Here is a 25588-nt window from a genome sequence, read left to right on the forward strand (position 1 = left end):
GCGCGGAAATTGCTTCTCTTGTCTTTGCCGGCGGCGGAAACTGCCGGTCGGCGGCTTGTTCGGGAATGGAAAGGATATGCCATGGATCTGAAGGACAGCGGATTGTTCCGCCTGATGTCGGACAAGATGGCCTGGCACAACCAGCGGCAGGAGGTTCTGGCCCAGAACGTCTCCAACGCCGACACGCCCAACTACCGCCCAAGCGATCTGGTCGAGTTCGATTTCAAGAAGCAGCTTCGCGTCGCCTCGCAGATGCAGGTCGCGGGTTCGGGTTCGGGGCATATGTCCGGCACCCTGCCGGTGAAGTCCGGTTTCCAGGACGGCAAGGAGCGCAGCCCCTATGAGACCGCGCCTGGCGGCAATGCCGTGGTGCTGGAGGAACAGCTCATGAAAGTCGGTCAGAACTCGATGGAATATCAGACGGTGACGAATCTTTACCGCAAGCAGGTTGCCATGCTGAAGACGGCGCTGGCGGCGCCGCGCTGATGATGGCGTCCCCGGCTGGGGCAGTTGTGGGTGTGAGGGAGAGCGGGAATGGATCTGTTGAATTCGATGGCGGCATCGGCCGCGGGCATGAAGGTGCAGGGCACGCGCCTGCGCGTCATCGCCGAAAATCTGGCGAACGCCAATTCCACCGCCCCTTCTCCAGGCGACCTTCCCTATCGCCGCAAGGTCGTGATGTTCCAGAATGTCCTGGACCGTGAATTGGATACCGATCTGGTGAAGGTGCGCAAGATCGATGTGGATCGCAGCGATTTCCAGCGCCGCTACGACCCCGGCCATCCGAGCGCCGATGCCGACGGCTATGTGCTGCTGCCCAATGTCAGCTCGCTGGTTGAAAGCATGGACATGCGCGAGGCGCAGCGTTCCTACGAGGCGAACCTGAACACGCTGGAAGCCACCCGGCAGATGATCATGCGCACTGTGGATCTTTTGCGGTCGAACTGATCCGTTCCACCGCCCGGTTTTGATGTGGAGAGAGACGAACCATGGCCATCCCGTTCAGCAACGCCGCCGCCGCCTATACCAACGCGGCCACGCGCGGGCTCAATGTTCCCGGCGGGCGCGCCGCGGCGCCGACCGACGGACCGTCCTTTGGCGACATGCTGGAAGAGGCGGTTTCCCAGTCGGTGCAGACCATGCGCACCGGTGAGGAGATGACCGCAAAAGGCGTTGTTGGCAAGGCGGATCTGGCCGATGTCGTCAATGCCGTCACCAACGCGGAGGTGACCCTGCAGGCCGTGGTCAGCGTGCGCGACAAGGTGATCTCTGCCTATCAGGAAATTCTGCGCATGCCGATGTGACGAGCCGGACCGTCCATCATGAACGAGGCCGAGGCCATCGAAATTGTGCGCGACGCGCTTTTCACCACGATCATCGTCAGCATGCCCCTGATGCTGATCGCGCTGGTGGTGGGGCTTGTCATCTCATTGTTCCAGGCGCTGACCCAGCTTCAGGAACAGACGCTGACCTTCGTGCCGAAGATTTTGATCCTGTTCACGGCCATGGTTTTCCTGTTGCCCTTCATGAACGGGCATCTGCAAAGCTTCACCGAGCGGATCATGGACCGTATCGTGGCGCTGGGCACCGGGCCTGAAGGGGATGGCGGCTGATGTCGCTGGACGCCCTTCTCGGCGGTTCCGTCTATGTGTTTCTGATGATCTTCGTGCGCGTCGGCTCGGCGTTTCTGATCATGCCAGGCTATGGCGAACAGTTCGTGTCGCCGCGCATCCGGTTGCTGCTGGCGTTGCTGATTTCCTTCATTTTGATGCCGCTGATGCTGCCCGACATGCCGGCGGCCCCATCCCGGCCGGGTGACCTGGCGCTGCTGGTCATCGCAGAGGCATTGATCGGCATCTTCCTGGGCACGATCGCCCGGTTCATGATGGCCGCGCTTGAGACGGCGGGCATGCTGATCGCCAATCAGGTGGGCCTGTCGGCGGCCCAGTCTTTCAATCCCGCCATGTCGGGCGCGGGCAATGCCGTATCGGCCGTGCTGTCCATGCTGGCGCTGATGCTGATCTTCGCCACGGATTTGCATCATCTGCTGCTGCTGGCCGTGGTGGACAGTTACAGCCTGTTCCGACCGGGGGAATGGCTGCCCCTGGGGGACGCCGCCCAGCATCTGGCCCGCGTTCTTGGCGACAGTTTCCTGGTCGGGATGCAGTTGGCGGCACCCTTTGTGGTGATCGGTCTGCTGTTCTATCTGGGGCTGGGCCTGATTGCGCGGCTGGTGCCGCAGATCCAGGTGTTTTTCGTCGGCATCCCCATCCAGATCGTGCTGGGGCTGCTGTTGCTGGGGCTCAGCCTGACGGCCCTGATGACCTATTGGCTGAACCGGTTCGAGGGTCAGCTCATCAACATCCTGCAGCCGTGAGCAGGGGAGGGAGCGCATGGCCGAGGATCAGGATGAAGACAGTAAAACAGAAGAACCTACCGGCAAACGCCTGCAGGAGGCGCGCGACAAGGGCCAGGTTCCCAAATCCCAGGAATTCAACCATCTATTCGTGCTGAGCGCCGCACTGGTGCTGATCCTGCTGGTTCTGCCCTGGTCCTTCGGGCGCATCAGCCTTTCCATCACGCCCTTCATCGAACAGCCGCACGCCATCCTGATGGATGGTGGGGCGCTGGGGGTTGTGCTGATCGATCTGGTAACCTCGGTTCTGGTTTCGATGGTCGTGCCGCTGGTGATCCTGCTGATTGCCGCCGTCATGGCGTCGGTGGTGCAGGTTGGATTTCTGGTGACGACGGAGAAGGTGTTCAAGTTCGACCTGAACCGTTTGAACCCGCTTTCGGCGCTGAAACAGAAATTCTCCATGAAAAACCTTGTGGAGTTTCTGAAGTCGCTGGCAAAGCTGATTATCGTCGGGATTGTCGTCTACATCATGTTGCGGCCGCTTTGGCAATCGGTCGATCATTTCATCGCCATGGCCATCATTGACATCGTTTCAGAGACCCAGATACTGGCGGCCAAGGTCATCTTCGCCGTCCTGCTGGTGCTGCTGACGCTCGCCGGTGCCGACTATGTCTATCAGCGCTATGCTTTCATGAAGCAGATGCGCATGACCAAGCAGGAGATCAAGGACGAGTTCAAACAGGCCGAAGGCGACCCGCTGATCAAGGGCAAGATCCGGCAATTGCGCATGGAGCGTGCGCGCAACAACATGATGGGCAACATCCCGTCGGCCGATGTGGTGGTCACCAACCCCACCCATTATGCTGTGGCCCTGAAATATGATCAGGCCAGCATGGGCGCGCCAACCGTCGTCGCCAAGGGTGTCGACCATCTGGCGCAGCGTATCCGTGAGGTGGCGGAGGAGAATGACGTGCCGCTGATCGCCAACCCCGCCCTGGCCCGCGCGCTATACGCCTCGGCGGAAGTGAACGAGGAAATTCCGCCCGACCATTACAAGGCCGTCGCCGAGATCATCTCCTATGTGTTCAAGATGAAGCGGCGTCCCCTGTCGCGCTGATCCCGCCCGATCCGTCAACATCTTCCGACACCGGTCGAATGCCCATGCGCAAAAGCACACCCGTTTCCCTGTCCGGCCTGAATCCGACGGCCCGCGTTGCCGCCCTGGGGCTGGGGGCGCTGGTCGCGGTGGCGTTGGCGGCCATGTTCTATCTGGCCCGGCTGGACGGCCCGCCGCCGGCCGAATGGGCGGCGGGCCTGCGCGGAGGCCTGGTGGTCTGGCTGGCCGGTGGGGTGCTGGCCTTCGGCGCCCTGTTTTTGATCCGGGCGGTGGCGGCCCGCAGCGGCGAGACCGAGTGGCGCCGCCACCTGCTGGCCCGCACGCTGGAGGCATCGCCGGTACCGTCGCTGCTGTTGGGGCCCGACGGCCGGGGCGTCCTGTACAATCCCGCTTTCCGGGACCTTGCCACACCCGGCCGGCAATTGCCGCTGGATGCCCTGGGTGCCGCGGCGGGCGGCGGGCTGGCGCCGCTGGAGATCAAACGGTTGCAGGCCGCGGCAGAGCGCGGGCAGGGCGGACAGGTGGATATCACCTTCCCGGGCGAGCGGCGTCGCCGCCTTTTTGTACAGCCGCTGGACGGATGCCCCGGCTACATGCTTTGGCAGGTGGTGGAGGCCCCGCCGGCGCAGCCGGCGCCGACCATGTCGGCAGGGGCGGAAGAGGTGGCGCCGCCTTCCCCCCTGCCGGCCGTGGATACCGATTGCCTGAATGCCGCGCTGGCGGCGATGGAGGCGCGCTTCCAGCGGTTTTTCGATTATGCGCCCATGGGTATCGCCCTGGTCGATGCCGAATACCGGCTGTTGGAATGCAACGACACGGTGCTGGCCCTGGCCGGCATGGTCATGGCCGATGCCCAGGGCCGGCCGGTCATCAATCTGTTCCGGCGTGATCAGCGATCTGTTGTGCAACAGCGTCTGGCCGCCATCATGCATGATGGCGGGGTAGCCCCCGCCCCGCACGAGGTGGCGCTGCGGGGCAGTCCCGGCCCCATCGTGCATCTTTATGCCCGGCGGCTGGACGGCGTGGCGGGGCCCGAACTGATCCTTTATCTGGTGGACATGACCAACCAGAAAAACCTGGAGGCACAGTTCGTCCAATCGCAGAAGATGCAGGCGATCGGCCAGCTGGCGGGTGGCGTCGCCCATGATTTCAACAATCTGCTGACCGCCATGATCGGCTTTTGCGATCTGCTGCTGCTGCGGCACAAGCCGGGGGACCATTCCTTCACCGATATCATGCAGATCAAGCAGAATGCCAATCGGGCCGCCAATCTCGTCCGCCAGCTTCTGGCCTTTTCACGTCAGCAGACATTGCAGCCGCGCATATTGTCTGTCACCGACGTGTTGGCCGAACTGTCGAACCTGCTGCGGCGCCTGATCGGCGAGAATATCGAACTGCGCATGATGCATGGGCGCGACCTGGGCCTGGTCAAGGTGGATCAGGGACAGTTGGAGCAGGTGATCATCAATCTCTGCGTCAATGCGCGTGATGCGATGGTCGAGACGGGGGGGAAACTGACCATCGTCACGTCCAACCTGCCGGTCGCCGCCCCGGTACAACGGGCCACGGAAACATTGCCCGCAGGCGATTATGTCGTGATCGAGGTTATCGATACCGGCATCGGAATCCCCCAGGAAAACCTGCAACGCATCTTCGAGCCCTTCTTTTCCACCAAGGAACTGGGCTCCGGCACAGGGCTGGGCCTTTCGACCGTCTATGGCATCGTGCGCCAGACCGGCGGCTTCATCTTTGTAGACAGCGCGCCCGGCGACGGGGCGAAATTCTCCATCTATCTGCCACGCCACCGGGAGGAGGGAGGAAGCCCCCCCGCGCCGGAACGGGGAGAGAAGGGGGCCGCCGACCTGACCGGCGTGGGCCGCATCCTGCTGGTGGAGGATGAGGACGCGGTGCGCATCTTCTCCGCCCGCGCCCTGCGCAACAAAGGGTACGAGGTGGTGGAAGCCAAGAGCGGGGAGGCAGCGTTGGAAATCCTGCGCGCACCGGACCGGCCGGCCGTGGACCTGATCATCACCGATGTCGTGATGCCGCAACTGGACGGGCCAGCCATGATCCGCGCCGTAAGGGAATTCATGCCCGATGTGAAGGTGATCTTCATCTCCGGCTATGCGGAGGAACGGTTCCGCAGCGCCGTCGGCGGTGGCGAGGCGGTGGAGTTCCTGCCGAAGCCGTTCAGTCTCAAGCAGTTGGCCGGCAAGGTGAAGGAAGTGATGGACGACGACACCTGATACCATGTGTGGACGGCCCTGCTTGAGCAGCGTGCGTCGGTGTTTCTTTGCGTATCCCCATCGGGTTCTGACCATTCACTGCATGATTGGTCTTCCCCGGCTTGCACCGATGATATATGACAAGGTTGTCAGATAACCGGGCGCCTTCTCCAATGACAAGCCCGGCACGAACAGGATCGGGAGGGTACAGATGGCGATGCCGCTGTCACGCTGCACGTTGTCACGTCGCACGGCGCTTGGTTTCATGGCCGGATCCTTGGGCTTGCCCTTCATGCCGGTGCGGGCCGCGCCGCCGCCGCCGCCCTGGCGCCGCCTGATCCCGGATCGACCGGCGGCCGATGGCGGCCTGCCCGGTTGGAAAACGCTGGGCGGGCACGCGCCCTTCACGCTGGAAGGCGGAGAGATCGTCGGCCGGTCGGTGGCCGCGTCGAAGAACAGTTTCCTGACGACACGGGAAACTTTCGGTGATTTCATCCTGGAATTCGATGTGAAGACCGATCCGCGTCTGAACACAGGTGTGATGATCCGGTCCGAAAGCCGGCCGGATTATCGCGACGGCGTGGTCCATGGCTATCAGGTTGAGATCGACCCCTCCGACCGTCGCTGGACCGGGGGCATCTATGATGAGGAACGGCGCCTGTGGCTGGCCAGCCCGGCCCATCGGCCGGAAACGCAGGCCACGTTCCGTCCCGGCGGCTGGAACCACCTGCGGGTGGAGGCGATCGGTCCGCGCATCCGCACCTGGCTGAACGGGAAGCCGGCGGCCAATCTGGTCGATGACTTGACCGCCCGCGGCTTTTTCGGCCTCCAGGTGCATGATGTGGGGCCGGACCCGGCCAATGAAGGGATGGAGGTGCGGTTCCGCGATATCCGCGTGATCACCGATGATCCTGCCCGTTTCGCCAGTCCGGTCGATGCGCGCGATGAACAGGATCACATCGCCAACCATCTGACGGCCGAACGCCATGCCTTGGGCTGGCGCCTGCTTTGGAATGGCACGGACAAAGCCGGCTGGGTGGGATGGTCGCCCGGTGGCTGGTGGATTGATGACGGAACGATCCGGCGGGATGCCACATCGGCACCCCTCATCGCTACACAAGGCTTGGCAGCCTTCGAACTGGAAATGGACGTCGCAGCCGAGGAAGAAGGAGCGGCAGGCGGCATCCTCTATCTGGATGGCGCCACCTACCGCCTGGCGCAGGGGCCGGCCGGGCAGGGGATGACGGCCAGCGGCAGCATGGATGGCCGGATTGCAGCCAGGAACCTGACAGACCCCAACCCGGACAAGCCGGCCATGAAGCCTGTGGGCCACTGGAACCGGGTGCGCATCTGTGTCACCGGTGACCGGATCGAACATTGGCTCAACGGTTCGCTGCTGGTTGCTGAGGACCGGGCGGCACTGAACCTGCCGGAAAGCGGTCCGATCGTCCTGCTGCCCGGCCAGGGTGCCATGCGCTTCCGTTCCATCCGGATCCTTCCGCTTGAGGGCGGGAGCCGATGATGAACCGGCGAGAGGCCCTGGCCGGTGCCATCCGTCTGGTTGGCGGTTCCTTGCTGCTGGCGGCGGTGCCGGCCGGCGCCTATGACGGCACGCAGGTGCCGGATGGTGCGGCCGGCCGATTTTTCACCGGCCCGGAGATGGCCCTGTTGGCCGAACTGGCGGATATCATGATCCCGCCCACCGGCACACCTGGTGCCAGGGCTGCCAATGTGCATGGGGTGATGGATGCATTGATGCTGGATTGGGCGTCGCCGGCGACACAGGCCCAGTTCCGGGCCGCGCTGGCCGGGATTGACCGGCAGGCAGGAGCGGACGGCTTTCTGTCGCGCCCGGCCGCCGGCCGCGCCACCCTGCTGGCTGGTATCGACCATGCCGCCTTTGCGGCAGATGCGCTGCCGGCGACACAGCCCTACCGCCGGCTGAAACAGCTTGTCTATTACGCCTATTTCACCTCGCAGGGGGCAGACCCCGATTATGTCGCCGTGCCCGGCGCCTATCACGGCGACCTGTCACAGGCCGACTATCGGCGGCTGGTGGAGGAGCATCGCTGATGGATTGGGATGCCATCGTCGTCGGGTCCGGCATTACGGGCGGCTGGGCGGCCAAGGAACTGTGCGAGAAGGGGCTGAAGACCCTGGTCATCGAACGGGGCCGGCAGGTGGAACATGCGGGGCCCGACTATACGGATTTCGAGGCCCCATGGGAGATCGAGTTCCGCAATCTGGTTCCGGAATCCTATGCCGGCCAGGGTTGGCAATATATGAAGGACAAGGGTGACTGGATCTACCGGATGCAGCATCTGCAGTTCTTTGCCGACACACAGACCTATCCCTTCTCCTATCCCGATGACCGGCCCTTCATGTGGACACGGGGCTATCAGCTTGGAGGCCGGTCACTGACCTGGTGGCGGCAATCCTATCGTTGGGGCGAGGCGGATTTCACGGCGAATGCCCGCGACGGACATGGGGTGGACTGGCCCATCCGTTATGGCGATCTGGCACCCTGGTATGATCACGTGGAACGGTTCGCGGGTATTGCCGGATCGGCGGATGGGTTGGATGCCGTCCCCGACGGGGTGTTCCAGCCGCCGTTCGAGATGAACTGTGCCGAAAGGCAGGTGGCGGCCGCGCTGAAGCGTGCCATGCCGGACGTACCCATGATCATGGGACGCACGGCGAACCTGACCGCCCCCACCGTTGAACAGCAGGCGCTGGGCCGCGGACCCTGCCAGGCCCGGTCGCATTGCAGCCGCGGCTGCTCCTACGGTGCCTATTTCTCCAGCCTTTCCGCCACGCTGCCAGCAGCGCGCAACACCGGCAACCTGACCGTGATGACCGACGCCATCTGCCACAGCCTGGAGGTCGATCCGGCCACGGGTCGTGTGGTGGGCGTGCGCGTGATCAATGCCGGCAGCCTGGAAGCAACCATCCATCGCGGCCGGCTGGTCTTTCTGTGCGCGTCCGCCATCGGGTCTGCCCATATCCTGCTGAATTCCCGCAGTGACGCCCACCCACGAGGGCTGGCCAACGGATCGGACGCGCTGGGCCGCCATCTGATGGACCATGTCGGCGGGGCGTGGGCCGCCGGGCGGGTGCCCGGGCTGCTGGACCGTTACCCCTATGGCCGCCGGCCCAACGATATCTATATCCCCAATTACCGCACGGACAGCCAGCGTCCCGGTGACGGGTTCATCCGCGGCTTCGGCTTCCAGGGATCGGCGAACCGCGGCCGGCCGCTGGATGCGGCGGGATTGCGGCCCGGCATCGGGAAGGCGGCCAAGCAGGCGGCGCTGGAATATGGTCCCTGGACCATCCGCATCGACATGTTCGGGGAAATGCTGCCCCATCCCGACAACCGCCTGACCCTGCATCCCACCAAGGTCGACCGCTGGGGCATCCCCCTGGCACATCTGGATTGCACCCTGCGCGCCAATGAAAAGGCCATGATCGCGCGCGGCCGGGAGGAGGCGGCAGCGATCCTGACCGCCGGTGGCTGCGAGGATGTGACGGCCGGTGCCCGGTTCGACATGCCCGTCGGGTCCAAGACCCACGAGATGGGAACGGCGCGCATGGGCCGCGATCCGGCCAGTTCCGTCCTGAACGCCTGGAATCAGGCGCATGAGGTGGCGAACCTGTTCGTCACCGATGGGGCATGCATGGCATCCAGCGGCACACAGAACCCGTCCCTGACCTACATGGCGCTGACGGCGCGCGCAGCCGGCCATGCGGTCGAACTGCTGCGCGAAGGCCGTCTGTAGCGCCTGGGCGTCCGGGGGAGATCAGAACTCCGCCATCCGCGGGGTGGGAAGGGGAATCCAGCCGTCCCGGCCCAGGGCCTCCAGCGGCTGGAAGCGGGCCTTGTAGGCCATCTTGCGGCTGCCTTCGATCCAGTAGCCCAGATAGAGATAGGGCAGCCGCTCCTGCCGGCACCGCTCGATCATGGCCAGGATCAGGTGTGTGCCCAGGCTGCGCTGGGGGAAATCCGGATCATAGAAGCTGTAGACGGCGGAATAGCCGTCATCCAGCCGGTCGACCAGCATGGCCCCGCGCAGGATCCCATCCGCGTCCCGCAATTCGGCCATGAAGGTGTTGACCCGCCCTTCATCGACCATCGACGCGAAATCGCCGGGGGTCATGCGGTTCATGTCGCTGTCGCTGTGCCGTGCATCCTGATAGGCGGCGAAAAGCTGGAACTGTTCCATATTGGACGGCGTGGCCACCAGATCCAGCGACAGATCCTCATTCGCGCGCAGCACGCGGCGGTGGGTGCGGTTGGGTGTGAACCGGCCCACCGGCACCCGCACCGGCACGCAGGCCGAGCAGCCGGGGCAGACGGGGCGGTAGACGATGTCGTGACTGCGCCGGAACCCGGCGCGTGACAGGGCGGAATTCACCTCCGCCGCCTGCGGGCCGACAAGACGTGTGAACAGCTTTCGTTCCACCCGGCCCAAAAGATAGGGGCAGGGCATGGGTCCGGACCGGAAGAACTGTTGCAGCGGTCGGTGCAGGGGCGGGATGACGCTCATGGGGCCTTTCAGCCGATCTGGTTTCAGGCAGACAGGCTACCGTTTTGGTCCACCATGAAAAAGGCCTGTGCGATATCGTTCGACAATTTGCCGAAATTTATCTGCAGCCCGTCCAGATATTCGTGCAGCCCTTGGGCGATGACGGCATCGATGGTCTGGTTGGTGAGGTCGCCGCGCAACTCATCCGACCGTTCCAGCGGCAGGGTGCCGCGGCGCAGCCGGTACTTGCTGTTCAGCCGGGTCAGCAGGCTGTCCACTTCCCGCACACAAACCTGGACGGAGCGCGGGAAATTGTCATTGAACAGCAGGAAGCCGGCCACGGCGGCGGGCGTCATGCCCCGCGGATAGACACGGCGGAAGGCGTGGTAACCGGCGGCGGAGCGCAACAGGCTGTTCCACTGGCTGATATCGATGGGGGTGCCCACGTCACGCGGGCTGGGCAGCAGCGTGTGATACTTGATGTCCAGCAGGCGTGTCGTCTGGTCGGCCCGTTCAAGATTGCGGCCCAGATTGTAGAAATGCCAGCCCTGATCCCGGAAGAATGTTCCTTCCGTGATGCCCGTATGGGTCTGGCAGGCCTCCTTGATGTAGTTGCACAGGCGCTGGATATTGTGCTGGGCCAGATCAGCCGGGCTCCAGGCCAGCAGACGGTTGTAGAAGACGTTGATCTGCGTCCACATCTCCGTGCTGATCAGGGGGCGCAACTGCCGCGCATTCTCCCGCGCTGCACAAACAGCTGCGACGATCGATGTCGGGTTCTGCTGATCCAGCACATAGAAGTTCAGGACATTCTTGACCGACGCCACGGGATAGAATTCGAAGAACCGCTTCTCGTCGGCGTTCAGGCGAAGGATGGGCAGCCAGTTGGTCGCGCCGAAGCTGTCGCGGGCAAAGGTTTCGTGTACGTCCAGGATACGGGCCAGATTCTCGGCCCGCTCCATATAGCGGGCCATCCAGAAGATGCATTCGGCATAGCGGGCGAGAAGGGCTGTCATGTCCGTTTCTCCCCTTACTGGCTCTGGGTCTGGGACTGTGATTGCGACTGGAAGGGATCGATGCTGGCATCGGGCGGCGGCGGTTCCTCCACCGGGCCTTCGGTCAGCACCCAGGTATCCTTCGATCCGCCGCCCTGGCTTGAATTCACGATCAGCGTCCCCTTCTTCAGCGCGACGCGCGTCAGCCCGCCCGGCAGCACCCAGGTGTTCCTTGCCGTGATGGCGAAGGGACGCAGGTCCACATGCCGCGGCCCGATCCCTTCCTCGGTCAGGGTGGGGCAGACCGACAGCGGGATCATGGGCTGGCTGATGTAATTGGCGGGGTCGTCCAGCAGCTTGGCGCGGCAATCATCCAGTTCGGCCTGGCTGGCACGGGGGCCGATGGTGATGCCATAGCCGCCAGCCTCGCCCACGGGCTTGACAACCAGCTTGTCCAGATTGTCCAGCGTGTATTTCAGGGCGTCCGGTTCACGGCAGATATGGGTTTCCACATTGGGGATGATGGCCTCCTCCCCCAGGTAATATTTGATCAGGCGCGGCACATAGGCATAGACCGCCTTGTCATCGGCCACACCCGTTCCGATGGCGTTGGCCAATGCCACATTCCCCTTGCGGTAGGCCTCGAAAATGCCGGGCACACCCAGAAGGCTGTCGGGATTGAACGCCAGGGGGTCCAGGAAATCATCACCGATACGGCGATAAATACTGTCGACGCGGCGCAGCCCGCCGGTGGTCTTCATATAGACCTTGTCGTCCAGCACGGTCAGGTCCCGGCCTTCCACCAGCGGCACGCCCATCTCGCGTGCCAGGAAGATATGCTCGAAATAGGCGGAATTATAGGCACCTGGCGACAGCAGCACGACCTGGGGCTCGGTATTGTCCCCCTCCGGCCGTTGCGGTGCGATCTCGCACATCGCCTCCAGCAGCTTGGCGCCATAATTATCGACGCTGCGGATGCCGATATCGCCCATCAGATCGGGGAAGGCGCGCTGCATCATATGGCGGTTTTCCACCACATAGGACACGCCGGACGGCACCCGTCCATTATCCTCCAGCACCCGGAAGGTGCCGTCATGATCACGCACCAGATCCACGCCCATGATCTGGATATAGGTCTTGAAGGGCAGGGTGATGCCCTGCATCTGCGGCCGGTAGTTGGCGTTCCCCAATACCAGTTCCGCCGGTATGATCTTGTCCTTCAGCACCTTCTGGTCGTGATAGATGTCGTGCAGGAACATGTTCAGCGCCGCGATGCGCTGCTGCACGCCCTTTTCCAGATGCGTCCATTCCGGGGCGGAGATGATGCGCGGAATCACGTCGAACGGCAGGATGCGGTCGACGGCCTTGGCATCACTATACACCAGGAAGGTGATGCCCAGATTGTAAAGCTCGCGTTCCGCATCGGAAGCGCGCCGCCGCAGGTCGTCATAGTCAAGTTGTCGAAGCCGGTCCTTCACCGCCTCGGTATGCAATGCCGGATGACTGGCCGTGCCGAACAGCTCGTCATAGAAACCGTTGGCATCATAGGACGACAACAGGTCGTCAACACCTTTTCCAGACCCGCTCAACAGAGCCCCCTGCGCCCTTCGTGCCATGCGATCCGTCGTCGAGGGCGGTGCCGACGGCGGTTTCGTTTCGCATCCGCACAAAAGAGACTAACAGATCGTAAAGGTTTGAACAGGGGGGCCGTGATGCAATTCTGTGGGTAATTCGGTTCCTTGGCGCTGCGGTCTGCCGGCTGTGGCGCGGTTGCCGCAAAAGGGACCCATCCGCCGGCGATGGGTGCGGTGCGAACGGCTGAACCGAACAGAAGCTAGCGCGTGGTGCTCAGCGTGGAGGGAGCGGGCAGGACGCCGGGTGGCGTGCGGGAAGGCGGGGTGGGCGCGGATGCCGGTGCATCACCGCCGGCAGGGCCGCCACCGCCGGCCGGCGGGGAGGCCAGCAGCGGGTTTTCCCGCAGCAGCACGATCGAAATGCGGCGGTTGCGCGGGGAGTTCGGATCATCCTTGAACAGGTGATCGCGGTCCGCCTTGCCCACCACGGTTTCAAACCGGTTGTCGGCAATTCCCGTGGCTTCCAGCGCGCGGCGCGTGGCATTGGCGCGGTCGGTCGACAATTCCCAATTGGTATAGGAAGCGCCGGCACTGAAGGGAATGCTGTCGGTATGGCCGCTGATCGACAGCTTGTTGGGCAGCTTGGCCACGGCCTGCGCCACCTGCGACATCAGTTGGGCCGTCTGCGGCAGCATGCGCGCGCTGCCCGACGGGAACATGGAATAGCCTTCCTGGTCGACAAGCTGGATGCGCAGGCCTTCCGGCGTCTTGTCGATGATCAGGTTCTGTGCCAGGTCGCGCAGTTCGGGGATCTGCTGGATGGCCTGGCGCAGCTCCGCCTCCGCCTGGGCGAACTGCTGTTCCTCATGACGGGCCAGCGCATTGCGCAGTTCGGCCTCGTCAACCTTGCCGTCGCCGTTGCGGTCGGCCTCCTGCGTGCCGCCATTGCGTTCCAGAACGGCCAGGCCATTGACCACGTCGCCGCGTGTCCATCCGCCTTCGCGCTCGCCCGCACCCTTGCCCGTCACGTCCTGTTCGGTCGGCCGGCCGCTGGAACTGTCCTGGCTGTCGTCTGTCTGTTCCTGGGAATTGGCGGCGGCCGGCATGGTGGGGGTGGGAACCGTGATGCCGGGCGGGCTGCTGGCATTGACCATGGCGCCATCGACGCGGATGGTCTGCCCGCCCAGGATGCCGCCGGACCCGCTGGTCTGCTTGGATGCGCTGGCCGGGCTGAAATAATCGGCGATACCCATCTTCTGCTCGGCCGTCGTGACGTTCAGCAGCCAGAGCAGCAGGAAGAAGGCCATCATCGCGGTCACGAAGTCGGCATAGGCCACCTTCCAGGCGCCGCCATGGTGCCCTTCACCGCCCTTGTTGATCTTCTTGATGATGATGGGGGCTTTTTCTTCGCCGCCTGCCACGATGCCAGTCCGATCCGCCGTCAGAAGCCCGCACTGTAGCAAGTGCGGTGCCCCCCCGCAAACCGGCAATCGCCACGCCTTTGGTCGCAGACCCGTGACCTCCGGCCTTGCGTGGCGGAACGGGGTCGGGTAACCGTCCATGACGCCAGCCGAAAGGAGCCGACCAGAGCATGACCTTCGATCAGCGCGCCTTCCGCGACACATTGGGCTGCTTTGCCACCGGCGTCTGCGTGGCGGCTGCGACGGGGCCGGGCGGGCATGATGTCGGCCTGACAATCAATTCCTTCACGTCCGTGTCGCTGGACCCGCCGCTGGTCCTGTTCTGCCTGGACAACAGGTCTGAAAGCCTTGCCGCCTTTCTGTTGTCCGGTGGCTTCTCCCTGGCCATTCTGGGCGCCGAACAGCAGGCAGTGTCGCGGAATTTTGCCTCCGGCCCGTCGGAAGGCCGCTGGAACGGGATGCCGGCCGAACGCTGGGAAAGCGGGGCGCCCATCGTGCCCGGCGCCCTGGCGGTCATGGATTGCGCCCGCCATGCCGTCCATGAAGGCGGCGACCATATGATCATCGTGGGGCGCGTCCTGCGCTTTGCCAGCCGCGCCGGCACACCGCTCCTCTATTATCGTGGCACCTATGCCGCGTTGGAAGCGGAATGATGCGGTGCCCGGCGGCTGGCCCGGCTGTTTCCGGGTTCCGGTCCCCCGGTTCCGCATGCTAAGCAGGTCGCCCGCATGCCAGCCGGAGACCGCCCGAGAATGACCAGCTTTGTCGATAAATCCTGCCAGGGACTGTCGGCGACCGGGTTCCACCGCATCGCCTATCGTGAATGGGGAACCGGCGCGCGTACCATCGTCTGCGTGCATGGCCTGACGCGCAACGGGCGGGATTTCGACATATTGGCAGCCGATCTGGCTGACAGGCTGGGGGCACGGGTGGTCTGTCCCGACATTGTCGGACGCGGCGGCAGCGGCCGGCTGGCCAACCCCGACAATTACGGCTACCCGCAATATCTGGCCGACATGGCCGTGCTGCTGGCCCGGCTGGATACGGAGCAGGTTGACTGGGTCGGCACCTCCATGGGGGGGCTGATCGGCATGATGCTGGCGGCACAGCCGAACAGCCCGATCGGTCGCCTGGTCATCAATGATGTCGGCCCCTTCATTCCGCGCCAGGCGTTGGAACGGATCGGCGATTATGTCGGCCAGGACCCGTTCTTCGCCGACATGGACGGGGTGGAGGCCTATTTCCGCAGCCATTATGCCGGGTTCGGCGCGCTGACGGACGCCCAATGGCGCCGCATGGCCGAAACCAGCAGCGATGCGCAGCCCGGCGGCGGCTTCCGGCTGGCCTATGATCCCGATATCGCCCGCATATTCAAGAACAGTGCCGTCACCGATGTCGACCTGTGGCCGGTCTGGGCCGCCATCCGTCAGCCGGTGCTGGTCGTGCGGGGCGCACAGTCCGATCTGCTGCTGGCCGACACGGCGGAGCGCATGACGAAGGAAGGGCCGCGCGCCTCCCTCTATCTGGTGCCGGACGCCGGGCATGCCCCGGCCTTGCTGGCGGATGACCAGGTGACGGCCGTGCGGAATTTCCTGGCTCATGACTGACTGCGGAAACCTGCCGCAAGTTATTGATTTTCCATACTTCAGACCGCGTTTCCCGTGGTATGGCGCGCACCTTCAAACCATGCGGAACACGCTGGTCGATCCAAAGGTGCTGCTGCCGCCTGCCCGCGAAATGCGCTTCACGATGCGGGATGGCAGCGGGGATATCCTGCTGGGCGCACTCGACATGCCGGATAAAGCGTCGGCATCCGAACAACCTCTGGCGGTCCTGCTGCATGGGCTGACGGGCAGTCAGGACAGCTATTACATGCGGGCTACGGCGCGGATTTTGCTGGACCGTGGCCATGGCGTGCTGCGCCTGAACCTGCGTGGCGCGGGGCCATCCGCAGCCACCTGCCGGCAGCGCTATCACGCCGGCCGGTCGGCGGACCTGCGGGCGGTGCTGGCTGACTTGCCATCGGCACTGACGGCACGGGGCGTCATCGTGGTCGGCTGGTCGCTGGGCGGCAATTGCGTGCTGAAGTTCCTGGGTGAGGGGGATTTCCCCACAACCGTTCGGGCCGGGGCTGCCATATCCGCGCCGATCGATCTGGCGGCCGGCAGCCGGCTGTTCTGCGCGCGCGGTAACCGGCTGTACCATAGCCGCCTGCTGGGCCAGATGAAGCGGGACATGCGTGACAATCGTGCCCGGCTGGGTGCGCGCTGGGCCGATGCGGCGATGGCCGCCCGCGACCTGTGGGATTTCGACGACAAGGTCGTGGCCCCGTGGAACGGCTGGTCCGGGGCGGCGGAATATTATGCCGTCAATTCCGGCCTGGCCTTCCTGCCGCGCATCCGGGTGCCCACGCTTCTGGTACATGCGCTGGACGACCCCTGGATACCGCCCGACGCCTATACCGGTTTTCCATGGGATCGCCATCCCTGTCTGGTCCCGGCCATCAGCCGGTCGGGTGGACATGTCGGCTTTCATGGACGCAACGGCGTGTGGTCCGACCGCTGCCTGGAACGGTTCCTGGACGCGCTGTAACATAAGGGTCATACCCTGGCGCTACGCTTGGCCCCTCTTGAAATGCGGGAGGACCGGCGATGCGGGTATTGGGCTGGCTGTGCTTGTTGTCGCTTCTTGTGCCCGCCGCGCTGGGCCAGCAAGGGGGCGATGACCGGCGAACCGACCCCCGGCTGCATGCCTGGCTGCTGGAAACACCCGTCACCCTGCTGGACTGGGGCATGCTGCGGCTGGATCGGGAGGTGCGGCAGGCCACCATGGCCCTGGATCTCACCGACGGGCGCGACGGACTGGTGAAAACCGGTACATCGTTCCGTCATTTCGACCGGCGGGTCGTTGCCTATGTCTCCCTGCCCATGCCGGCCCGCAGCCGCACCCTGGCGCAGTGCCAGGAACTTTACGGCATGCTTCGCAGCCATCTGCTGACCGGGGCCCCCACGGGGCTTTCCGGTGCGTCCTGGTATCTTCAACGCATCTTCGGCTCCGATGCGCGCGGCACGGGCGGCGACCGGCCGGAACCGTTCGGGGAGATGCTGGCCGACATGGTCCTGCTGGAGGTGACCCTGCGTGTGCCGGAAGCCGATGCGTTCGGCAATGGTCCGTCCAACATCGCCTGCATCGGCCGGCTGGATCAGGATAGGGCGGTTGAGGTCAAGCCCTGGCGGCCGCCGGCCTGAAAGGGGACGGGGAGCGACGGACCCGTCAATTCCCGCGCAGCAGGCGGGCTGCGTCCACCGCGCCATAGGTCAGCACCGCATCCGCGCCGGCACGCTTGAAGCCCAGCAGGGTTTCCAGCAGGGCCGCATCGTAATTCAGCCAGCCATGGCCGCCAGCCGCACGCAGCATCGCGTATTCGCCGCTGACATGATAGGCGAAGGTCGGAACGCCGAAGCCGTCCTTGACCCGGCGCACGATGTCCAGATAGGGAAGGCCGGGCTTGACCATTACCATGTCGGCCCCTTCGGCAATGTCCAGGGCGACCTCGCGCAAGGCCTCCTCGGCGTTGGCGGGGTCCATCTGATAGGTCTTTTTGTCCCCCTTCAGCAGGCCGCCGGTCTGCACGGCATCGCGAAACGGCCCATAGAAGGCGGAGGCGTATTTGGCGGCATAGGCGCAGATGCGCGTCAATGTGTGCCCGCGCCCTTCCAGCGCATCGCGTATGGCCCCGATGCGCCCGTCCATCATGTCCGACGGGGCCACGATGTCACAACCGGCGTCGGCCTGGACCAGGGACTGGCGGACAAGCGCATCCACCGTCTCCTCGTTCAGGACATAACCGTCGCGCACGATGCCGTCATGGCCGTGGCTGGTATAGGGGTCCAGCGCCACATCGCCCAGGATGCCGATATCCGGCACTGCCTGCTTGATGGCGCGGATGGCACGGCACATCAGGTTGTCGGGATCGCCGGACAGGCTGCCGGCCGGGTCCTTGCGCTCCACCGGTATGACGGGGAACAGCGCGACGCAGGGAATGCCCAGGTCACGGGCCTGCGCCACGGCCGGCACCAGCAGGTCCAGGGAAAGCCGTTCAACACCGGGCATGCTGGCAATGGGCTGGCGCTGGTTCTCGCCCTCCACCACGAAGACGGGCCAGATCAGGTCGGACGTGGTCAGGTGGTTTTCCGCCACCAGCCGGCGTGTCCAGCCATCCACACGGTTGCGGCGGGGACGGCTTCGGGGAAAGGCGGTGTGCGGTTGGCTGTGGGACATGGGGCCGGCCCTGGTGGGAAAGACGATGAAGGCTGGCCGGGATGCTACGCCCCAACCACCCGGCCCGGCAACAGCATCGGCTGCGACCTACGGCCCCAGGAATGCGCGCACAGGGGAAGGGCGCGCGGGACCGGTCGTCACCCCAGGTTGAACCGGGTGATCGTTGCGGCGATGTCGTCGCTGAAGGTGGCGCCCAAGCGGATGATGGCCGCTTCCTCCGGCACGCCGCGCAACTGGTCGGCGCCCATGCTGGTCATCAGGGCCGCCGGCACGTGGGCGGTGACCGACATGGCCCGCAGGCCGCGGATCAGGTCGATCCCGCCCAGCCCATCCATGACGGCCGACGCGATGATCATGTCCGGCGGCATGCGCACGGCGATGGAAATGGCTTCGATCGGGTCGGGGATGATATTGACGCGGTAGCCGCAAGCCGCCAGCTCTGTGGCCGCGCGGCGGGCGACGAGCTTGTTCGGCGTGACCAGCATGATTTCGACATCCTGGATTTCCACGTCGGTAATGTCGAATTCGTACCGCGTGGGCAGGCGGCGGATAATCAGGTTCGTGGAGGCGATATCCGGCTGTTCATCAAGCTCCGCCATTTCCGCCATGCGGTCGGCGAATGTCTGCAGGTCGGCAATCTGCTTCTCGTCGAGATCCTTCAGATCATTGACATAGGTCTCCAGCCGCTGGGCAATCAGGGAGACGATGGGATAGCCGAAGGTGGTGCCGGACCCTTTCAGGGAATGGATTTCCCGCCGCACCTCGCGCAGCGTGTCGGCAGCATGCGCCTGGCCTTTCTTCAACAGGTCGAGCGCATTGTAGATGGTGGACAGCCGGTCGCTCATGTAATCGCTGAATTCGGATTTGAGCTGAGCCATCAGCTCATCCATATCGACCTCTGCCATCCCTGCGTTCCTCGTCATTATCGGCTGAACGTTTCCATTTCATCCCCCTGTACCGCGCCGGAAGGTTGTCATCAAGGGGGCTGCAATGACCAATGGGTTACAACATCTCCACAACGGACGGGCAGGTCGCCGCCCCCCCCCCCCCCGCGTGATGCGGCCCGAACGCAGAAAGGGCCCGGAACGCCGTTTGCGTTTCCGGGCCCTGTCCATATTGTCCGCGTGGCGACCGGTCAGCCGCCGCGACGGATATTCACCATCAGGCTGCGTCAGGCTGCGCGCTTCAGTTCCAGGTTCTGCCAGACCGACAGCAGGGCTTCGACCAGCTGGTCCATCTTGCGATCGTCATGAAACGGTGTCGGCGTCAGGCGCAGCCGTTCGGTGCCACGCGGCACCGTGGGGTAATTGATCGGCTGAACATAGATGTTGTGGTATTTTAGCAGGTCGTCACTGGCCTGCTTGCACAGATGGGCGTCACCGACCAGCAGCGGCACGATGTGGCTGACCGACGGCATGACGGGCAGGCCAGCCTGGGCCAGACGGCGCTTCAGCGTGGCGGCACGCTCCTGGTGGCGGATGCGGATTTCGTTATGTTCCTTCAGGAACATGACGGAAGCCAGCGCCCCGGCCGCCAGCACGGGTGCAAGCGAGGTGGTGAAGATGAAGGACGGCGCGAAGCTGCGCACGCAATCGACCAGCGCCGTCGATCCCGTGATATAGCCGCCCATGACGCCGAACGCCTTGCCCAGCGTCCCTTCGATCACCGTCAGACGGTCCATGACACCGTCGCGTTCGGCGACACCGGCACCACGGGTGCCGTACATGCCAACGGCGTGCACTTCGTCCAGATAGGTCATGGCGCCATGCTTCTCGGCCACGTCGCAGATTTCCGCGATGGGGGCGATGTCGCCATCCATGGAATAGACGCTTTCGAAGGCGACCAGCTTGGGCTGGTTCTTCGGATAGCGCGACAGCAGGGCGTCGAGATGCTCCACATCATTATGGCGGAAGATATGCTTCTCCGCGCCGGAATGACGGATGCCCTCGATCATCGAATTGTGGTTCAGCGCGTCGGAGAAAACGACGCAATTGGGCAGCAGCCGTGGCAGCGTCGAAAGCGTGGCCTGGTTGCTGATATAGCCCGAGGTGAACAGCAGGGCCGCTTCCTTGCCGTGCAGGTCGGCCAGCTCGCGTTCCAGCAGCACATGGTAGTGGTTGGTGCCGGAGATGTTGCGCGTGCCACCGGCCCCGGCCCCGCATTTATGCAGGCTGTCAATCATCGAGCCGATGACGACCGGATGCTGGCCCATGCCCAGATAATCGTTGGAGCACCAGACCGTGACATCCTTGGGCACCCCATCCTCACCATGGAAGGTGGCGGTGGGAAACTCCCCGACACGACGCTCCAGATCCGCGAAGACGCGGTAACGGCCCTCACGCTTCAGACCGTCGATCTGGCTCTTGAAGAAGCTCTCGTAATCCATGGGCCACTGTCCCGTTGACGCCACCAATAAGTGTCACGCCGGCCATGCCGTTTGTCCACCCTTGTTTATTACTCCAAAGGTTGGCTTCACAAAACCCCACGCGACGGCTTGTCGCGCAGGGTCCCGACATTGCCGACGGGCCATCGGGGGCAAACATGACGGGTAACGATTAACATCGCCTTGATTTCGGTCAATTCATCATTTCGCCGCAAGGGGTTTGCGGGCGTATTCCTGATTTCCCTGCCCATCTGGCGGACACGCGGCGGCAACACCGCCTTCGGCATGCGGCATCAATCCAGCCTGACACCTTCGCGGACCAGCCAGTCCGCCGTGTCGGCCAGCGACTTTTCAAACCGGAACAGCAGCGTATCGATTTCCGTCTCCGTTATGATCAGGGGCGGGGAGAAGCCGATCGTGTCGCCGATGGGTCGCAGGATGGCGCCATGCTGGTGGCTGAAGGAAACCAGTCTGGTGCCTACGCCCAGCGCCGCGTCGAATGGCCGCTTCGTTGCCCGGTCGGCCACCAGTTCCACCCCGGCGATCAGGCCGGTGCCCCGCACCTCCCCGACCAGCGGATGGTCACGGAAGGCGCGCAACCCCTCCTGCAGGCGCGGCGCCAGGGCACGCACCCTGCCCACGATGTCGCGCTCCTCATATATCTTCAGGGTTTCCAGCGCCACGGCGCAGCTTACCGGATGGCCCGAATAGGTGTAGCCGTGGCCGAAGGTGCCGATCCTGGCGCTTTCATCCACACAGGCCTGGTAGATGGCGTCGGAGACCAGCACCGCTGACAAGGGCAGATAGGCCGAGGTCAGGGCCTTGGCGGATGTCAGGATATCGGGCTTCATGCCGAAGGTCTGGCTGCCCCACATGTTGCCGGTGCGGCCATAGCCGCAGATCACCTCATCCGCCACCAGCAGCACGTCATATTTGCGCAGGATGGCCTGCACCTTCTCGAAATAGGTGGCGGGCGGCAGGATCACGCCGCCGGCCCCCATCACCGGTTCCGCGAAGAAGGCGGCCACCGTCTCCGGCCCCTCGCGCAGGATCAGGGCTTCCAGGTTGGCGGCCAGCCGGGTGGCGAACGCCTCCTCGCTCTCTCCCGGCTCGGCATGGCGGTAATGGTGGGGGCAGTCGGTGTGCAGGATGCCGGCGAGGGGCAGATCGAAATCACGGTGGCAGTTCGGCAGGCCCGTCAGGCTGGCCGCCGCCACGGTGACGCCATGATAAGCCTTGGCCCTGGCGATGATCTTCTTCTTCCGCGGACGGCCCAGCGCATTGTTGTAGTACCAGATCAGCTTGACGGCCGTGTCGTTGGCTTCCGACCCCGAACAGGCGAAGAACACCTTGCTCATCGGTACGGGCGCCAGCGCGATCAGGCGCTCGGCCAGATCGATGGCTGGCTCATGCGACTTATGGGCGAAGGCGTGGTAGAAGGGCAGACGGCGCATCTGCCCGATGGCGGCATCCACCAGCCGCGGCTCATCAAAGCCCAGGGACGTACACCACAGGCCGGCAACCCCTTCTATATAATCCTTGCCCGTCTCGTCGGTGACGGTCACACCCTTGCCGCTGGTAATGACCAGCGGTCCGACCGTCTCGTGGGCCTTCAGGTTGGTATAGGGGTGCAGATGGAAGGCGATGTCGCGGCTGGCGGCGGAATTTCCCTGATGCGTCATGATCATGCGTCCTGTTGCAGGTCGGACGCATGGTGGGCCCGCCCCCGCCGGAAGGCAAGGGGCGGCACCGGTATCGTCACAGCAGCTTTTCGATGTCGGCCGTCAATTGCTCTGGCTTGGTCGTGGGCGCGTAGCGACCTGTCACATTGCCGGACCGGTCGATCAGGAACTTCGTGAAGTTCCACTTGATGCCGCCGGTTCCCAAAAGACCGCGCTTCTGCGTCTTCAGCCACTTGTAGAGCGGATGCGCATCGTCGCCGTTCACATCGATCTTGGCGAACATGGGAAAGCTGACATCATAGGTCAGCGAGCAGAAATTGGCGATTTCCGCCGCATCCCCCGGCTCCTGCTGGCCGAACTGGTTGCAGGGAAAGCCCAGCACTGCCAGCCCCCGCTCGCCATAATCGCGGTACAGCGCCTCCAGCCCCTGGTACTGATAGGTGAAGCCGCATTTGCTGGCAGTATTGACGATCAGCATCACCTTGCCCCGCCATTCGCCCAGCGATACGTCCTTGCCATCCAGCGTCCTGGCTGTGAAATCGTAAATGCTGGTCATCGATATTGCCTCCCGGTTGCAGGGAACGATGATGCGACGGGACCGGCGATTGGGCAATGGCCGAACATCCTCGCAGGAAAACTTCCGGTGCCCCGCTTTCCGGCGCATCACAGGACATCATAAAGTCAGGAACGGATACCGAATCAGAGGCGGATATGATTTGCATGCAGGAAATATGCAGGGATTTCGACCGGTTCGTCGGCATCGACTGGTCGGGGCGGGAGAAAAATTACAAAGGCGTGACCGTCGCGCATTGCGGGCAGGATAGTATCGTCCATCCGGCCGTTGCGGTTGCAGGACATTGGCGCCGGGAAGCGGTGGCGTACTGGATCGCCGAACGGGTCGCACGCGGTGAGAGGTTGCTTGTCGGCTTCGATTTCGGATTCTCCCTGCCGTGGCTGGAGGGTGTCGGTTATCTCGACGGCCGGACCGATCAGGACCACATGTTCGATCTGTGGAACCTGGTGCATGTGGCTGCCAACGGTGCCGCCGATGATTTCGGTGGCGCCGCGGTTTCCCACCCCCTGTTCCAGCCGAGCTATTGGATAAGGGGAACGCGACCGGCCCATTGGGGGGACGGGACGGGCAAGCGGCGACAGACGGAGATCGCGGCCGCGGCGGGCGGGCTTGGCCGGCCGGAATCATTGTTCAAGCTCATCGGGTCGAAGCAGGTCGGCAAGGCGTCGCTGGCCGGCATGTTGACATTGCGGCGGTTGCGCAACCTGCTGGGTGACAGGCTGGCGGTATGGCCGGCGCAAACGCCGGGGCCGGATCAGAGCGTTATTGTCGAGGTGTTTCCGACCCTGTTCCGCAAGCAGGTGAACGGGAATGTGAACAAGATCAGGGAAAAGGCCGAGCTTGAGCGATGTCTGGCTCCTTTCGGTTGCCGGTTGGCGTGGAACGATCTGCTCGACTACAATGATGATCTCGGCGATGCCATCATCACCGCGGCCGGGCTGTCGCGCCTGGCGGCGAAGCCGGGCGTCTGGAACCCGTCCGGCATGACGGCAGAAACCGCCCGCCGCGAGGGTTGGATATTCGGGGTCGGCGCATGAAGATGGTGTTGTATGTCGCAATCGGGGGTGCGTTCGGTTCCGTGGCGCGCTATCTCACAGCGGTGGGGTTCGGACGGCTGTTCGGCACGGGCTTTCCCTGGGCGACCGTGACGGTGAACATCGTCGGGTCGCTGGTGATGGGACTGCTGGTGGGGCTGATGGCTCATGTCTGGTCACCACCGGCAGAGGTACGGGCCTTCCTGACGGTTGGCGTTCTGGGCGGGTTCACGACCTTTTCCACCTTCTCCCTGGATGCGGCGGCCCTGCTGCAAAGGGGGGATGTCGGTTTGGCGGCGGCCTATGTGCTGTCGTCCGTGATTGTCGGCATCGGCGGCCTGTTCGCCGGGCTTTATCTGGTACGGATGGTGACGGCATGAGTGATGCCGGTGACGCGCGCGGCCCCGCTAAGGCCGTCGAGACGAGGATGGTTGCCGAGGACGAGGCGGACATGCGCCTTGACCGCTGGTTCAAGCGGCATTTCCCGGCCGTGGGCCATGGCGCCCTGCAGAAGCTGCTGCGTACGGGTCAGGTGAGGGTGGACGGCAAGCGTGCCGATGCCAACACAAGGCTGGCACCGGCCCAGACCGTGCGTATTCCGCCGCTGCCCGACGCCACCCCGGCACCGGTACCGGCGGACGCGCAGGGGGCCGCGAAAACGCCCAGACCCGTCTTCAGCGACAAGGATGTCGCGGCCCTTCGCGCCTGCGTGCTTTACCGCGATGCCGACGTCATCGTGCTGGACAAGCCGGCCGGCCTGGCGGTTCAGGGCGGCACGGGCCAGGCCAAGCACCTGGACGCCATGCTGGACCTGCTGAAATTCGACGCCGAGGGCCGGCCCAAGCTGGTCCACCGGCTGGATAAGGATACCAGCGGCTGTCTGGTCCTGGCCCGCAACGGCTTTGCTGCCACGCGCCTGACCGAAAGCTTCCGGGGCCGCGATGCGCGCAAGATCTACTGGGCGATCACGGTGGGCGTGCCGGAACCGCACCAGGGCCGCATCGACCTGTCGCTGTCCAAGGAGATGGCGGCGGGGGGCGAGCGCATGATGGTCGATGAACGCAATGGCCAGCGTGCCCAGTCCTATTATACCGTGCTGGAACATGCCCACCGCAAGGCGGCCTTCGTCGCGCTGTGGCCCCGCACGGGGCGCACGCACCAGTTGCGTGTCCATATGAATGCCATCGGCACCCCCATCCTGGGCGATGGCAAATATGCCGGACAGGCCGCCTTCCTGGACGGGGCGGACATGAAGCGCCAACTGCACCTGCATGCGCGGCGCATCATCATTCCGCATCCGCGCGGCGGGATGATCGACGTGACAGCCCCGCTGCCCGACCATATGCGCCCCGCCTGGGACTATTTCGGGTTCAGCCAGAACCTGAAGGAAGACCCGTTTACGGCGCTGGATTGAGGTCGA

General features: G+C 64.2%; 27 protein-coding genes. 17 read left to right on the plus strand and 10 right to left on the minus strand.

What is annotated here, in order from left to right; all coding sequences use genetic code 11:
- The first annotated feature begins 81 nt into the window (after nt 1-81).
- The 7 genes from flgB to ABC728_RS22770 are packed head-to-tail and all read left to right on the plus strand — an operon-like array spanning nt 82 to nt 5719.
- A complete protein-coding gene (gene flgB, locus ABC728_RS22740) occupies nt 82-486 on the plus strand; it encodes a flagellar basal body rod protein FlgB (RefSeq protein ID WP_416620439.1) in 405 nt (134 codons plus the stop codon).
- Nucleotides 487-534: 48 nt separating this feature from the next.
- Entirely contained in the window at nt 535-948 is a 414-nt protein-coding gene (gene flgC / locus ABC728_RS22745) for a flagellar basal body rod protein FlgC (RefSeq protein WP_416620438.1), read from the plus strand.
- Between the two features lie 41 nt (nt 949-989).
- Nucleotides 990-1304 carry a flagellar hook-basal body complex protein FliE gene (fliE, locus tag ABC728_RS22750; protein WP_416620437.1) on the plus strand — a complete coding sequence of 105 codons (315 nt, stop codon included), beginning with the start codon at nt 990-992 and terminating at the stop codon, nt 1302-1304.
- A gap of 18 nt (nt 1305-1322) precedes the next feature.
- The gene (gene fliQ, locus ABC728_RS22755; RefSeq protein ID WP_416620436.1) at nt 1323-1613 is read left to right on the plus strand and encodes a flagellar biosynthesis protein FliQ; all 291 of its coding nucleotides are present in this window, start codon (nt 1323-1325) and stop codon (nt 1611-1613) included.
- Complete coding sequence (gene fliR / locus ABC728_RS22760) at nt 1613-2377, plus strand: flagellar biosynthetic protein FliR (protein WP_416620435.1); 765 nt, start codon at nt 1613-1615, stop codon at nt 2375-2377. Before fliQ ends, fliR begins: the two co-directional genes overlap by 1 nt.
- A gap of 16 nt (nt 2378-2393) precedes the next feature.
- The gene (flhB, locus tag ABC728_RS22765) at nt 2394-3473 is read left to right on the plus strand and encodes a flagellar biosynthesis protein FlhB (protein ID WP_416620434.1); all 1080 of its coding nucleotides are present in this window, start codon (nt 2394-2396) and stop codon (nt 3471-3473) included.
- A gap of 44 nt (nt 3474-3517) precedes the next feature.
- On the plus strand, nt 3518-5719 hold the full coding sequence (locus ABC728_RS22770; protein ID WP_416620433.1) for an ATP-binding protein: 2202 nt from the start codon (nt 3518-3520) through the stop codon (nt 5717-5719).
- Between the two features lie 75 nt (nt 5720-5794).
- Here ABC728_RS22770 and ABC728_RS22775 read toward each other — a convergent pair whose 3' ends face one another.
- On the minus strand, nt 5795-5992 hold the full coding sequence (locus tag ABC728_RS22775) for a hypothetical protein (protein ID WP_416620432.1): 198 nt from the start codon (nt 5990-5992) through the stop codon (nt 5795-5797).
- Between ABC728_RS22775 and ABC728_RS22780 the strand changes: the two genes are divergently transcribed.
- From ABC728_RS22780 to ABC728_RS22790, 3 genes are read left to right on the plus strand one after another with little or no spacing between them, the layout of a single operon-like run.
- Entirely contained in the window at nt 5991-7220 is a 1230-nt protein-coding gene (locus tag ABC728_RS22780; RefSeq protein ID WP_416620471.1) for a 3-keto-disaccharide hydrolase, read from the plus strand. The two genes, ABC728_RS22775 and ABC728_RS22780, sit on opposite strands and share 2 nt — an antisense overlap.
- On the plus strand, nt 7217-7771 hold the full coding sequence (locus tag ABC728_RS22785) for a gluconate 2-dehydrogenase subunit 3 family protein (RefSeq protein WP_416620431.1): 555 nt from the start codon (nt 7217-7219) through the stop codon (nt 7769-7771). Before ABC728_RS22780 ends, ABC728_RS22785 begins: the two co-directional genes overlap by 4 nt.
- Nucleotides 7771-9477, plus strand: a complete 1707-nt coding sequence (locus ABC728_RS22790) for a GMC oxidoreductase (RefSeq protein WP_416620430.1) — start codon at nt 7771-7773, stop codon at nt 9475-9477. Before ABC728_RS22785 ends, ABC728_RS22790 begins: the two co-directional genes overlap by 1 nt.
- 21 nt (nt 9478-9498) lie before the next feature.
- Here the strand turns inward: ABC728_RS22790 and ABC728_RS22795 are convergent, their stop codons facing one another.
- From ABC728_RS22795 to ABC728_RS22810, 4 genes are all read right to left on the minus strand, one after another.
- On the minus strand, nt 9499-10245 hold the full coding sequence (locus ABC728_RS22795) for an arginyltransferase (protein ID WP_416620429.1): 747 nt from the start codon (nt 10243-10245) through the stop codon (nt 9499-9501).
- 23 nt (nt 10246-10268) lie between these two features.
- Nucleotides 10269-11240 carry an alpha-E domain-containing protein gene (locus tag ABC728_RS22800; protein ID WP_416620428.1) on the minus strand — a complete coding sequence of 324 codons (972 nt, stop codon included), beginning with the start codon at nt 11238-11240 and terminating at the stop codon, nt 10269-10271.
- 14 nt (nt 11241-11254) lie between these two features.
- Nucleotides 11255-12808 carry a circularly permuted type 2 ATP-grasp protein gene (locus tag ABC728_RS22805; RefSeq protein WP_445376512.1) on the minus strand — a complete coding sequence of 518 codons (1554 nt, stop codon included), beginning with the start codon at nt 12806-12808 and terminating at the stop codon, nt 11255-11257.
- A gap of 245 nt (nt 12809-13053) precedes the next feature.
- Nucleotides 13054-14217, minus strand: a complete 1164-nt coding sequence (locus tag ABC728_RS22810; protein WP_416620469.1) for a flagellar motor protein MotB — start codon at nt 14215-14217, stop codon at nt 13054-13056.
- Between the two features lie 167 nt (nt 14218-14384).
- Here ABC728_RS22810 and ABC728_RS22815 point away from each other — a divergent pair, with 167 nt between their 5' ends.
- The 4 genes from ABC728_RS22815 (at nt 14385) to ABC728_RS22830 (ending at nt 17462) form a co-directional block, all read left to right on the plus strand.
- Nucleotides 14385-14867 carry a flavin reductase family protein gene (locus ABC728_RS22815; protein ID WP_416620427.1) on the plus strand — a complete coding sequence of 161 codons (483 nt, stop codon included), beginning with the start codon at nt 14385-14387 and terminating at the stop codon, nt 14865-14867.
- Between the two features lie 99 nt (nt 14868-14966).
- Complete coding sequence (locus tag ABC728_RS22820) at nt 14967-15821, plus strand: alpha/beta fold hydrolase (protein ID WP_416620426.1); 855 nt, start codon at nt 14967-14969, stop codon at nt 15819-15821.
- A 79-nt stretch (nt 15822-15900) separates the two neighbouring features.
- On the plus strand, nt 15901-16806 hold the full coding sequence (locus ABC728_RS22825; protein WP_416620425.1) for a YheT family hydrolase: 906 nt from the start codon (nt 15901-15903) through the stop codon (nt 16804-16806).
- A gap of 59 nt (nt 16807-16865) precedes the next feature.
- Nucleotides 16866-17462, plus strand: coding sequence for a hypothetical protein (locus ABC728_RS22830; protein WP_416620424.1), 597 nt, complete (start codon nt 16866-16868; stop codon nt 17460-17462).
- A gap of 25 nt (nt 17463-17487) precedes the next feature.
- On the opposite strand, the gene hemB is transcribed toward ABC728_RS22830, so the two are convergent.
- From hemB to ABC728_RS22855, 5 genes are all read right to left on the minus strand, one after another.
- A complete protein-coding gene (gene hemB / locus ABC728_RS22835; RefSeq protein ID WP_416620423.1) occupies nt 17488-18495 on the minus strand; it encodes a porphobilinogen synthase in 1008 nt (335 codons plus the stop codon).
- Between the two features lie 137 nt (nt 18496-18632).
- Nucleotides 18633-19400, minus strand: coding sequence for an Hpt domain-containing protein (locus ABC728_RS22840; RefSeq protein ID WP_416620422.1), 768 nt, complete (start codon nt 19398-19400; stop codon nt 18633-18635).
- Nucleotides 19401-19666: 266 nt separating this feature from the next.
- Nucleotides 19667-20881 carry a 5-aminolevulinate synthase gene (hemA, locus tag ABC728_RS22845; protein ID WP_416620421.1) on the minus strand — a complete coding sequence of 405 codons (1215 nt, stop codon included), beginning with the start codon at nt 20879-20881 and terminating at the stop codon, nt 19667-19669.
- A gap of 290 nt (nt 20882-21171) precedes the next feature.
- Entirely contained in the window at nt 21172-22560 is a 1389-nt protein-coding gene (locus ABC728_RS22850; protein ID WP_416620419.1) for an aspartate aminotransferase family protein, read from the minus strand.
- A 76-nt stretch (nt 22561-22636) separates the two neighbouring features.
- The gene (locus tag ABC728_RS22855) at nt 22637-23116 is read right to left on the minus strand and encodes a glutathione peroxidase (RefSeq protein ID WP_416620418.1); all 480 of its coding nucleotides are present in this window, start codon (nt 23114-23116) and stop codon (nt 22637-22639) included.
- A gap of 164 nt (nt 23117-23280) precedes the next feature.
- Between ABC728_RS22855 and ABC728_RS22860 the strand changes: the two genes are divergently transcribed.
- The 3 genes from ABC728_RS22860 to ABC728_RS22870 are packed head-to-tail and all read left to right on the plus strand — an operon-like array spanning nt 23281 to nt 25582.
- On the plus strand, nt 23281-24171 hold the full coding sequence (locus tag ABC728_RS22860) for a hypothetical protein (RefSeq protein ID WP_416620417.1): 891 nt from the start codon (nt 23281-23283) through the stop codon (nt 24169-24171).
- Nucleotides 24168-24548 (plus strand): fluoride efflux transporter CrcB, encoded by a 381-nt coding sequence (gene crcB / locus ABC728_RS22865; RefSeq protein WP_416620416.1) that lies wholly within the window; start codon nt 24168-24170, stop codon nt 24546-24548. Before ABC728_RS22860 ends, crcB begins: the two co-directional genes overlap by 4 nt.
- Nucleotides 24545-25582, plus strand: a complete 1038-nt coding sequence (locus tag ABC728_RS22870) for an RluA family pseudouridine synthase (RefSeq protein WP_416620415.1) — start codon at nt 24545-24547, stop codon at nt 25580-25582. Before crcB ends, ABC728_RS22870 begins: the two co-directional genes overlap by 4 nt.
- Nucleotides 25583-25588 lie beyond the last annotated feature (6 nt).

Source organism: Niveispirillum fermenti, from assembly GCF_052474395.1.